Source organism: Deinococcus betulae (genome assembly GCF_020166395.1).
In the GTDB taxonomy this organism is placed as follows: Bacteria; Deinococcota; Deinococci; order Deinococcales; family Deinococcaceae; genus Deinococcus; species Deinococcus betulae.
The window spans coordinates 1-10204 of sequence record NZ_JAIQXU010000056.1 but is presented as its reverse complement, the minus strand read 5'-3'; the positions used below and the strand labels follow the sequence as shown (position 1 = coordinate 10204).

The following is a 10204-nucleotide window of genomic DNA, read 5'->3' as shown; positions in this document are numbered from 1 at the left end:
GGTTGGCCACGCCCTCGCTGCTCAACTCTTGCCTCACGCCGACAAGGCCCACAAGCTGACCATCGTGCCGCGCGGGCGCAGTCTGGGCAGCGCGCTGTACACCCCGGAAGACCGCATGCACCACACCCGCGCCGCGCTGCTCGACCGTCTGTGTGTGGCACTGGCCGGCCACGCCGCCGAGCAGGTGGCCACCGGGCAGATCACGACCGGCGCGGCCAACGACTTTCAGCAGGCGACCACCCTCGCCTGGCGCATGGTCACGGAATGGGGCATGAGTGATGTGGGGCAGCTGGCATTGGCCCAGGAGAGTGCAGGGTACCTGGGCTACGGTCCAGCGCAGAGCCAGTACAGCGACCACACGGCCCAGCGGATTGACGCGGCGGTGGCCGGACTGCTGAACACCCAGTACGGCCGGGCCCTGACGCTGCTTCAGGAACATGTCCACCTTCTTCACCGCCTGACCGATGAACTGGTGGCCCGCGAGAGCCTCAGTGGGGAAGACCTTCAGACGGTGCTGGCGGGGGGCCTCCTGCCGCCGCTGGACCCCGAGCACCGCAGCAGCGACGGGCCTGCCCCAGCCGCTCACCTCAAACCGGGTCCGGCCTAGAGGGGGCCCGCTCCCGGCACCGCGCAGGCGCCGTCCTCACAGCCTTCAGTGTCCGGTCGCCCCAGTTGAACCAGCGGCGCCGGCTGCACTTCAGCCCAGGCCTGATTCAGCGCCCCCAGCAGCACCCCGGCCTCCTGAGCGCCGCTGACGCCGTAGCGGCCCCCCAGCACGAAGAACGGCACGCCGCTGATGCCCAGCGCACGCGCATGGGCCTCGTCCTGACGCACGGCCCCAGCGTAGCGGCCTTCTTCCAGGGCGGCGCGGGCCTGGGGGCCGTCCAGCCCTATCTCCTGCGCCAGGGCCGTCAGGGTGTTTATATCGCTCATGAGGTGCCCTTCAGAGAGGTAAGCGCGCAGCAGTCGCTCTTTCATAGGCCCTTGCTGACCGTGCGCGGCGGCGTGGTGAACGAGCTGGTGGGCCAGAAAGGTGCTGCCCAGCCGGGCACGCTCAAAGTGGTACTCCAGGCCATCGGCGGCGGCGACGCGGGTCACCTGATCCATCATCTCCTGGGCCTGGGCAGGGCTGCGGCCATACTTGCCAGCGAGGACCTCGCGCATGCCATCAGGCAAAGCCGGTGGGGCAGCAGGGTCCAGCTCGAAGCTGTGCCACACGATCTCTACCTGATCGCGGTGGTCGAACTTCTTCAGGGCCTGTTCCAGCCGCCGTTTGCCGATGTAGCACCACGGGCAGGCGATATCGGACCAGATGTCCACCCGCAGGTGGCCCGGCACGGATGGAGTGAAGGCAATAGTCATGGCCCCAGCTTGCCACACTCTTCTTAAAAGGGCTTGAGAAAGTAAAGCAGATTAGCCTCTCCAGGCTGGATGAACGTCGCCGTGGCGCCCACTCAGCTGGCGTCAGCTTGGCCGTGGTAGCACTGCTGCTATGAGTGTGTGGATGCCCCCCAGTCGCTGGCCCCTGACCGCTGCCCGGCAGGTGGTGGGGCACGCCTGGGTGTGGTGGGCGCTGCTGGGCACCCCCGCGCTGGCAGCCCCGCTGACGCCCGCTCCGCTCGAACGCGCGGCGCTGCGAATCACCGAAGCCCTGGACGGGGTCCTGCGCAATTGCCCGGCGGGTTTCAGTCAGATTGGCACCTCCGACAAACGCTGCGTAGGTGTGGGCCACACCGTTGAACAGACGCGCGTGGCCCTGACGGCAGCCCTGGGCACCGAACTGTACGGGGTGTGGCGCAGCAAGGACGGGCAGCGCAGCGTGTACAACTGGCTCAAGACGCCCTCCGGGTACGTGTACCTGCGCTTGCAACCTGACCCGGAGGGCCGCGCGCAGACCCTGGCCTATCTGGATACGCCGCCAGGTGCGCTGCCCGCCCAGACGCCTGCTACGGGCGCCGTGAAATTGGAACCGGTGGCGACCACGCCGGCCACGGCGGCGCCTGTAGACCCTGTGCCGCCCCGCTCGGTGGCGCCGCTGCCCTTCCGGCGCACCCTTCAGGTGCAGACACAGCGCATGAACGAAACCGACGTACTGGCGGTGCAAAACCGCCTCATTGCCCTGATGCGCCCGCTGCGCACTGGCCAGGGCGACGGCTGGTACGGCCCGGTCACAGCAGCCACCGTGCGCGCGTTTCAGACCTCGGCCCGGCTGCCAGCCACTGGCCGGGTGGACCAGGGCACCTGGGACGCCCTCTTCAGCGCTGCGGCCCAGCCTTTTACGCCGCCTACTCCTTAAGTTGGGGGATGGGTTTGGCGCAAAAAGAGAGAAAAGCCAGCCGTCAAGCCCCTTTTGGATGAGACTGGAGGCAGAGCGGTCTGGCTTCCGATGAGGAGAGGCGGCGTGGCCTGCGGCTAGGACAGCCTTTTTAGTTGTCTGAACGCATGAGACTGCGCCGGGAGTTCTCACTGCGGCGCCGTAGAGTATGGAGCACCATGAATCGTGCTGCCATCCTGCTCTCATCTGGCCTGCTGTCTGCGCTGATGGGCGGCGCGCTGGCCCAGACGGCCCTGCCCAGTGCCCCCGCCCCTCTGACGCTTACAGGGATACAGGACCTGACGTTTGGCCCACCACGGCTCAGTGTGCAGGGCAGCACGACCCGCGTGGTCTTTGATCTGCCGCAGGGAGTGGACTACACTCTGGCCCCCACCTTCACCGGACTGCGTCTGGACGTGCAGGGGGCGCGGGTGCAGCCTGGGGTGACGGCCGGCCTGGGCGCCAGTGTCACCGAGATACGGGCGGGGGCCGGCCAGATCACCCTGTTCACGCCGTTTCCGCTGTCGCTCAGCGCCGGGTGGCAGGCTTCCGAGGCCACCCTGGCCACCGGGGCGAGGGTGCTGATTCTGGAACTGGGCGCTGCGGTCAGCGGCGGCGCGGCGCCGGGCCTGCAGGGGCGCGTTCTGACCACTGCACCTGTGACGCCGGGCGCCCAGGCCGTTCTGAATTCGCCGTCGGCCCCGTCTGCCTTGAGTGCCCCAGTCACCGACGCAGTGCCGCCGGGCGACACCATCCCCTCTGCCAAGGTGCTGCCGCCCGCGCCAGCCCTGCCGAGCCCGGCCGCCAGTCTGCCCACCCCGTTACAAGGCCGGGTGCCGGGCACAGCCCTGCCGTCGGCCCTGACCACGCCGCGCATTGGCAAAAACCCGGGGCAGACGCGCGTGGTGCTGGACCTGCCGCCCGGCACCACCTACCGTCTGCTGCCAGGCGGCACTGGCCTGACCATCGAACTGGGCGGCGTAACGCTGGGTGCCCGCAGCGCGCGCAGCGTCAGTCCCGAGGTCCGCGAGTGGCGCTTTGCCCCGGCCAGCGGTGGCGGCACGGTCACGCTGCTGACCCCCACACCGCTGGGGGTGCGCAGCGGCTGGCGGGCCCAACTGTTGCCGCCCGCCACTGGCAGCGCGGCCTACCGTCTGGTGGTTGACCTTTCGCCCGCTCTGGCCAACCTCACCCCGCTGCCTGCTGCCGAGCGGGTGGTGGCGTCGGTGCCGCCGGTGCTGGCCACACGCGGGACGGCCATCCTGGCCCTCAGCGCCAACTATGTGCGCCCGCGCGTGGTGATTGACGCCGGGCACGGTGGGCGCGACCCCGGCGCGGTGGGCACCATCGTGGAAAAGGAGGTGACCCTGGCGGTCGCCCTGCGCGTGCGCGACCTCCTCAGCGCCGCTGGCGTGGAGGTCGTCCTGACCCGCGACAGTGACCGCGAAATGCACCCTGTCAAAAGCACCGACCTGCAACTGCGCGCCGCCCAGGGCACGCCCGGCACCCAGCTCTTCGTCTCAATTCATGTCAATGCCATGGACGCCAGCACCGCCCTGCGCGGCTACGGCATCGAAACGTGGTGGAACCCCAACCATCCCCAGAGCAGCGCCCTGGCTGGGCTGTTGCAGCGGCAGATGGTGGCGGTGACAGGGGCGTTTAGCCGGGGCCTGAAAAACAGTCAGTCGCTGTCGGTGCTGCGCAACAGCCGCGTGCCGGCGGCCCTGGTGGAAATCGGCTACACCAGTCATCCGGTGGACGGCCTGAACCTGCGCGACGCCAATTACCTGGACCGGGTGGCGCTGGGGCTCGCGCTGGGCATCCGCGAGGCGCTGGTCAGCGGTGTGACGGCGGGCGGTCCAGCGGTGGCTCCTGTGGCGAAACAGCCCTGAGCGCAGCACTCTGCTGGCGTGAAGGCTCTGACTCTCGTTCCTGCTGCCCCTGGGTCCTGTGACGACTCTGCGCCATAGTGGAAGGCATGACCGATCCCGAACCCGCTTTTCGTGACCGCGTGCTGGCTCTGGTGGCCCGCATCCCAGCAGGCCGGGTTGTGACCTACGGGCAGCTGGCCACGCTGGCTGGTCAGCCCGGAGCGGCGCGGCAGGCAGGCTTCGTGCTGAACAGCCTGGTGGGCGGCTCTGAACTGCCCTGGCAGCGCGTCATCAACGCCCAGGGCCGGGTTAGCACGCACAAGCTGGGCTTCGGCGACCTGCAAGAAGGGCTGCTGCGCGCCGAGGGCATCGAGTTTGACTCGTCGGGCCGCTGCGACCTGGCCCGCTGGCAGTGGTGGCCAGAGGACAGCGCGCAGGGTCAGGCTACCCCGCCCACTCCGCTGTTGTAGGGTCTGAGGCTGACCTCAGCGGTCAAGGTCTGCCTCACTCGACTTAGACAGCGGAATGGCACAACAGGAGAACAACGGTCGCGGTGTGCGCGGGCAGACGACCCTCCTGGCAGGCTCAGAACAGCCGCCTTTCAAAGAGGTCAGTCGCTCCTCCTTTTCAAAAGGCTTCTGGCGAGGCTAACAAGAGGTTGGTCAGGCGAACACCCACCAGCTGGACGCATGAAGAAAAGCCCACCCAGGCCCCGGTGATGCGTCTGGGCGCGCGGCGTATGCTCGCCGCATGAACGAAGCGCGCAACCGAATTGCCGGCAGTGTCCTGTCCTGGGCGCTGGGCGTCACGCTGGGGGTCATCCTGGGGGTGGCCCTGCTGATTCTCACGCCCCGCACCATGGGCAAGCCGGCCGAAGTCATGCCAGGGTCAACCTTGCCGGCCAGTGAAAGCGCTCAGGTGGGGCAGGGCGCCGAAGGCATGCAGGGCGAGGGCGAAACGGCCAGTGGCGATGAGGCCGGTGCCGAAAATACCAGCGGAGACACCCAGGAAGAGGGCGCCAGCACTGAGGAGACCGGAGGCGAGGCCACAGAGGAAGGCGCCGAGGGGGCCGCCACTGAGGAGAACCGCGCCGAGGAAACCAACACCGTCAACGAAACCTCGGCCCAGGAACCGACTGACGAGGAAGTGGCAGCGGTGGGCGCCGAGAGTGAGGGCAACATCGAAGCCGGTCAGACCATCTATGTCAGCAACTGCTCCGGCTGCCACGCCCCCAACGGGGCCGGTGCGGTTGGTCCCTCGCTGCTTAGTGACGAGGGGGTCAAGAGCTGGACTGTGGCGCAGCTGGTCACTGTGCTGCGCGAGGGCCGCACTCCCACCCGTCAGCTGAGCAACGTGATGCCCCGCTTCAGTGAGGCGCAGATCAGCGACGAGCAGGTGGCTGACCTGCACGCCTACATCAAAACCCTGAACTGATGGCGTCAGTGAACAGGCCCGCACATTTGGCTGCGGGCCTGTTTGCGGTTCGCTGGGCTGGCCGACGGCGGCATCCCGTCGCATTTGTTCTCATAGCAAAGACTCGGTCTGCTTGCCTGGAGTGATTGCGGGGTCAAGAACTCAATGCGTCTGGCTTTGACTATGAGGCCACAGGTAGGCAGTCGCCCTGGTTTCCCGACCTGGCGCCGCCTGCTCAAGAACAGGTGTGAGCGTCGCGCTCGACGACAGTGCCGCCCTCGTCAATCGGAAAGTCCATCACCCGGCCTGTCAGGCCGTTCTTGGTCATGACGCCGTGAAGGTAGGTGTGTAACCCAGCGGTCGGCTCCCGCGTGTCGTGAAAACACAGGACGGTGGGGCCAGCGCCACTGAGGGCAGCGCCCAGCGCGCCGTGCCGCCACGCTCCTTCCAGAATGTCGCTCAGGCCCGGCACTAGTGGCGCGCGCCAGGTCTGGTGAATGTAGTCCTGCATGGCGTGGCGCAGCAGGTCCAGCCGGCTCTGCGCCAGGGCCGCCGCCAGCAGCGCCGCGTGCGACAGCGCGTGAACGGCGTCGGCGCGGCTGTACTCTTTGGGCAGTACGGCGCGGGCTTTACTGGTGCTCAGCTCAAAGTCGGGGACCAGCACCGTCACGCCCAGGTGGGCCGGCGGCGCCAGGCGCACATAATGGGTGCCCAGTTTGTCCAGAGTGGCCACCACGATGCCGCCGAACAGCGCCGGAGCCACGTTGTCCGGGTGCCCTTCCTCGCGCGCCGCCACGTCCAGCACCGTTTCGTCGTTCAGGGGCCGGCCCAGCAGTTCATTGCCCGCCACAATGCCCGCCACCAGGGCGGCGGCGCTGCTGCCCAGTCCACGTGCCAGCGGCACCTCGGTTTCAATCTCGATGCGGGCAGGGGGCAGGGGGCGTCCCACCCGCCGGGCGGCCAGCAGCATGGCCTGATAGACGTAGTTGCTCTCGTCCGCGGGCGTGCCGTCCAGATCTGGCCCCAGCGGCACCACCTCAGTCGTCGCCTGTGGGGTTACGCGCAGGGTCGTGAACAGCGGCACGCTCAGGCCCAGGCTGTCGAAACCCGGTCCCAGATTGGCGCTGCTGGCCGGCGCCCGAACTGTGAAGGTCATGGGGTGCTCCGGCCACGGGGCGGCCAGGCGAAAAGGGGCGACCAGGCAAGGAGGGCTCTTGGCTTTACGCTGCTGAGGCCCCCCCCTGACAGCCTCACGACAGGCTCGCCAGCACCGCGTCCATGCTGGCGTCCACGGCGGGCGGCGCCTGCACAGCGCGCATGGCGCTGCCGGGGTCTTTCAGGCCATTGCCGGTCAGCACCGCCACCACGCGCTGGCCGGGCGAGAGTTTGCCCTGGGCATGGAGTTTCAGCAGGCCCGCCACGGGCGCGGCGCTGGCGGGCTCGCAAAACACACCTTCACGCGCAATCAGGTGGTAGGCCGCCATGATGTCGTCGTCGCTTACGTGGTCAAAGAGGCCCCCTGATTCCTGCACCGCCGCCCTGGCCAGGTGGGCGCTAGCCGGCGCGCCGATACGAATGGCTGTGGCCAATGTTTCGGGGTTCTCGACCCGGTCCACGCCGCGAGCCAGAGGTGCCGCTCCGCTGGCCTGAAAGCCCCACATGCGCGGGAGCCCGTCCATCTTGCCGGCGCTGCGGTATTCCCGGAACCCCATCCAGTAGGCGCTGATGTTGCCCGCGTTGCCCACTGGCAGCGCCAGGATGTCGGGAGCGGCCCCCAACTCGTCAACCACTTCAAAAGCCGCTGTTTTCTGGCCTTGCAGGCGGTGTGGGTTTACCGAGTTCACCAGCGCAATCGGGCGCGACTCGCTGATGTCGCGCACCAGTTGCAGCGCCACATCAAAGTTGCCGCGCACCGCCACAATGCGCGCGCCGTAGGCCACCGCCTGGGCCAGCTTGCCCAGCGCAATGTTCCCGTCGGGAATCAGGACGATGCACTGGAGGCCCGCGCGGCTGGCGTAGGCGGCGGCGGCGGCGCTGGTGTTGCCGGTGCTGGCACAGATCACAGTGTCGGCCCCGGCCTCGGCCGCCTTGGCCACGGCCACGACCATGCCCCGGTCTTTAAAACTGCCGGTGGGATTCAGGCCCTCGTATTTCAGATAAAGGTCAACGCCCAGGTGGCGGCTCAGGGCCGGCGCAGAAATTAGAGGTGTGGCGCCCTCACTCAGGCTCAGCAGGGGCGTCTGGTCCGTCACAGGGAGGTAGGGGCGGTAGCGTTCAAGTAGTCCAGGCATAGGGGTAGGGCCTCCGTCCCGCGCGGGGCGCGGCGTGCTGCGGCCATGCTAGCGACCCAGGCCTATACCCATCGCCGCCGGAGTAAGACAAATGCCGCCGCACGTTCTGCCTGGACCTTTGTCTTCGCGTCAGATATGAGCGTTTTCCGGGGTACCCACGTGTCCGTTCCTTAAGTCAACTTGGGGGGACATCCATCCCATCTTCAACCCCTCTTGAGAAAGTACGAGTCTGCACAATTGGGCTTTTTGACGAGCCGCATGCTGCTTTCACAACGAACAGCTCGTTGATTTCAATTCAAGCAATAAACCAAGACAACGGAGGTAAAACACATGAGTTGGATTGTTACGATTTTGGTGGGTGCGCTCTGTGGTTGGTTGGCCAGCATCATCATGAAGACGAATGCTCAGCAGGGTGCGATTGCTAACATCTTGATTGGTATCGTGGGCAGCCTGCTTGCCCAGGCCGTCTTCGGCAACTGGCTCAATATCGGCGGCGCCGGTGCGGCGGGCGACGGCTTCAGCTTCTGGAGCATTGTCTGGGGCGTAGTGGGCAGTGTGGTGCTGATTGCTCTGCTCAAGGCTCTGCGAATTCTGCGTTAACTTGCTTTTTCCTCTACTGGACGGTGCCGCGTGCACCGTCCATTTTTTGTGGCCTGCTGTGCCCCGCCTTTTGCGTCTGTGTTCCCAGTGTGCTACAGTCGGACGGCTTGTCTGATTCAGGTCGGCGTGGCGCGGTTTCCAGAATGGAAGGCGCCCCTGACCCACAAAGGAATCAATCAGACTGAAGAAGGAGAGTCATCATGGCGAAAGTGTGCGAAGTGTGCGGGAAGGGGCCGATTGTGGTGAACTCGGTTGTTCGCCGTGGTAAGGCCCGCGCGAAAGGCGGCGTCGGCCGTAAGGTTACTGGCATCACCAAACGAGTGCAGAAGCCCAACCTTCAGCCTCTGACAGTTACCCGCAGCGGTGTGAGCCTGCGCCTGCGCGTGTGCAGCAAGTGCCGCAAGGCTGTAGCCTAAACACGTTTTCTTCCTGTCGCGTCCCTGCCCTGAATTGGGTGGGGACGCGATTTTTGACGCTGGCTGTCACCGCGCCTCTGGCCTGCGGCTTCTAGCTTGCGACCTTGGGCCGGCGCTCGTTGACCAGGCTCAGGACAATCAGGGCGATGGTGCCCAGCACAACGCAGCAGTCCGCAATGTTGAAGATGGGAAAGTGACCGGCCTTCAGCGCCTGGGTCACACTGCTCAGCAGCGGCGAATACAGCATGTCCGTCACTTTGCCCAGGCGCAGGCCATCAATGGCATTGCCGATGGCGCCGGCAGCAATCAGACTCAGGATGATGCTCATGGCACGCGGTTGAGGTCGCACTCCCAGGTAGACCAGCAGCCCCAGCCCCACGGCCAGACGGCCCAGCGCCAGCGGCACGGCACTGCCACTGAACAGGCTCCAGGCGGCGCCCGTGTTAAAGGTCAATTGCCATTCCAGCAGGCCTGGCAGAAAGGGGACTGGACCTGCGTCAATCTTCAGGGTGTTCAGTGCCCAGACCTTCAGCGCCTGGTCGGCGGCGACCAGAAGCGCAGCTATCACGGTAGGCAGCCACAGGGGCGTGCGGCGGGCGTGGTCAATGAGCGTGGGCACGCCGGGCAGTATAGAGAGCGTCCTGCGGCTGCGGCTTCTCTGGTGGACAGGTCGCCTTGTCGCAGAAGCAGGCGGGGCACAATAGAGGCATGGCAAACGTTGAATCCTTTGATCTCGACCACACCAAGGTCAAGGCGCCGTACGTGCGTCTGGCCGGCGTTAAGACCACGCCGCGCGGCGACTCCATAAGCAAATACGACCTGCGGTTGCTTCAGCCCAACCAGGCAGCCATCGAGCCGGCGGCGCTGCACACTCTGGAACACCTGATGGCCGGCTACCTACGTGATCACGTAAAGGACGTCGTGGACGTTTCACCTATGGGCTGCCGCACGGGCCTCTATATGGCCGTCATTGGCGAACCGGATGAGCAGGGCGTGCTGGGTGCTTTTCAGGCCGCTCTACAAGACACGGCCAACCATGACCGCCCTATTCCAGGGGTGAGCGAGCTGGAATGCGGCAACTACCGTGACCACGACCTGACCGCAGCCCGGCAGCATGCCCGCGACGCCCTGGCCCAGGGGCTAAAAATTCAGGAAACCATCCTCCTTCAGCGCTGAATAAATTTCTCTGATACCAAACGGTCTCTGTAAGGAGGCCGTTTTTATTGTTCCAGAGCGAGAATTCTCGCTTGACCAGATCATCAGAACGAAGGATCAAGTGAGAAGGGTTGACAGTTTGAT

11 protein-coding genes and 1 pseudogene are annotated in these 10204 nt (G+C 66.2%); 8 read left to right on the top strand and 4 right to left on the bottom strand.

Features of this window, described 5'->3' with window-relative positions; genetic code table 11:
- Window positions 1-607, top strand: a pseudogene (locus tag K7W42_RS22295) (ATP-dependent zinc metalloprotease FtsH); the annotation flags it as partial.
- Here the strand turns inward: K7W42_RS22295 and K7W42_RS22290 are convergent.
- Entirely contained in the window at window positions 604-1362 is a 759-nt protein-coding gene (locus K7W42_RS22290; protein WP_224577571.1) for a DsbA family oxidoreductase, read from the bottom strand. The pseudogene K7W42_RS22295 and the gene K7W42_RS22290 sit on opposite strands and share 4 nt — an antisense overlap.
- 130 nt (window positions 1363-1492) lie before the next feature.
- Between K7W42_RS22290 and K7W42_RS22285 the strand changes: the two genes are divergently transcribed.
- From K7W42_RS22285 to K7W42_RS22270, 4 genes are all read left to right on the top strand, one after another.
- Window positions 1493-2296, top strand: coding sequence for a peptidoglycan-binding domain-containing protein (locus K7W42_RS22285; RefSeq protein WP_224577570.1), 804 nt, complete (start codon window positions 1493-1495; stop codon window positions 2294-2296).
- A 197-nt stretch (window positions 2297-2493) separates the two neighbouring features.
- Entirely contained in the window at window positions 2494-4206 is a 1713-nt protein-coding gene (locus tag K7W42_RS22280) for an N-acetylmuramoyl-L-alanine amidase family protein (RefSeq protein WP_224577568.1), read from the top strand.
- 86 nt (window positions 4207-4292) lie between these two features.
- Complete coding sequence (locus tag K7W42_RS22275) at window positions 4293-4655, top strand: MGMT family protein (protein WP_224577566.1); 363 nt, start codon at window positions 4293-4295, stop codon at window positions 4653-4655.
- Window positions 4656-4935: 280 nt separating this feature from the next.
- Window positions 4936-5619, top strand: coding sequence for a c-type cytochrome (locus tag K7W42_RS22270; RefSeq protein WP_224577564.1), 684 nt, complete (start codon window positions 4936-4938; stop codon window positions 5617-5619).
- 214 nt (window positions 5620-5833) lie between these two features.
- Here the strand turns inward: K7W42_RS22270 and thrB are convergent, their stop codons facing one another.
- A complete protein-coding gene (gene thrB, locus K7W42_RS22265; protein ID WP_224577561.1) occupies window positions 5834-6754 on the bottom strand; it encodes a homoserine kinase in 921 nt (306 codons plus the stop codon).
- Window positions 6755-6848: 94 nt separating this feature from the next.
- On the bottom strand, window positions 6849-7889 hold the full coding sequence (thrC, locus tag K7W42_RS22260) for a threonine synthase (RefSeq protein WP_224577560.1): 1041 nt from the start codon (window positions 7887-7889) through the stop codon (window positions 6849-6851).
- Between the two features lie 330 nt (window positions 7890-8219).
- Between thrC and K7W42_RS22255 the strand changes: the two genes are divergently transcribed.
- Both K7W42_RS22255 and rpmB read left to right on the top strand, forming a co-directional pair.
- The gene (locus tag K7W42_RS22255) at window positions 8220-8489 is read left to right on the top strand and encodes a GlsB/YeaQ/YmgE family stress response membrane protein (RefSeq protein ID WP_224577559.1); all 270 of its coding nucleotides are present in this window, start codon (window positions 8220-8222) and stop codon (window positions 8487-8489) included.
- A gap of 200 nt (window positions 8490-8689) precedes the next feature.
- A complete protein-coding gene (gene rpmB / locus K7W42_RS22250) occupies window positions 8690-8905 on the top strand; it encodes a 50S ribosomal protein L28 (RefSeq protein WP_157460629.1) in 216 nt (71 codons plus the stop codon).
- A gap of 91 nt (window positions 8906-8996) precedes the next feature.
- On the opposite strand, the gene lspA is transcribed toward rpmB, so the two are convergent.
- On the bottom strand, window positions 8997-9620 hold the full coding sequence (gene lspA, locus K7W42_RS22245) for a signal peptidase II (protein WP_439648878.1): 624 nt from the start codon (window positions 9618-9620) through the stop codon (window positions 8997-8999).
- On the opposite strand from lspA, the gene K7W42_RS22240 reads away from it, so the two are divergent.
- Window positions 9614-10081: an S-ribosylhomocysteine lyase gene (locus K7W42_RS22240; protein ID WP_224577557.1), complete on the top strand. Its 468-nt coding sequence runs from the start codon at window positions 9614-9616 to the stop codon at window positions 10079-10081. The two genes, lspA and K7W42_RS22240, sit on opposite strands and share 7 nt — an antisense overlap.
- Window positions 10082-10204 lie beyond the last annotated feature (123 nt).

Coding starts and splice junctions, on each gene's coding strand:
- K7W42_RS22285 (WP_224577570.1), top strand. CDS start 1,493: ATGAGTGTGTGGATGCCCCCCAGTCGCTGGCCCCTGACCGCTGCCCGG.
- K7W42_RS22270 (WP_224577564.1), top strand. CDS start 4,936: ATGAACGAAGCGCGCAACCGAATTGCCGGCAGTGTCCTGTCCTGGGCG.
- K7W42_RS22290 (WP_224577571.1), bottom strand. CDS start 1,362: ATGACTATTGCCTTCACTCCATCCGTGCCGGGCCACCTGCGGGTGGAC.
- K7W42_RS22280 (WP_224577568.1), top strand. CDS start 2,494: ATGAATCGTGCTGCCATCCTGCTCTCATCTGGCCTGCTGTCTGCGCTG.
- thrB (WP_224577561.1), bottom strand. CDS start 6,754: ATGACCTTCACAGTTCGGGCGCCGGCCAGCAGCGCCAATCTGGGACCG.
- rpmB (WP_157460629.1), top strand. CDS start 8,690: ATGGCGAAAGTGTGCGAAGTGTGCGGGAAGGGGCCGATTGTGGTGAAC.
- thrC (WP_224577560.1), bottom strand. CDS start 7,889: ATGCCTGGACTACTTGAACGCTACCGCCCCTACCTCCCTGTGACGGAC.
- K7W42_RS22240 (WP_224577557.1), top strand. CDS start 9,614: ATGGCAAACGTTGAATCCTTTGATCTCGACCACACCAAGGTCAAGGCG.
- K7W42_RS22275 (WP_224577566.1), top strand. CDS start 4,293: ATGACCGATCCCGAACCCGCTTTTCGTGACCGCGTGCTGGCTCTGGTG.
- K7W42_RS22255 (WP_224577559.1), top strand. CDS start 8,220: ATGAGTTGGATTGTTACGATTTTGGTGGGTGCGCTCTGTGGTTGGTTG.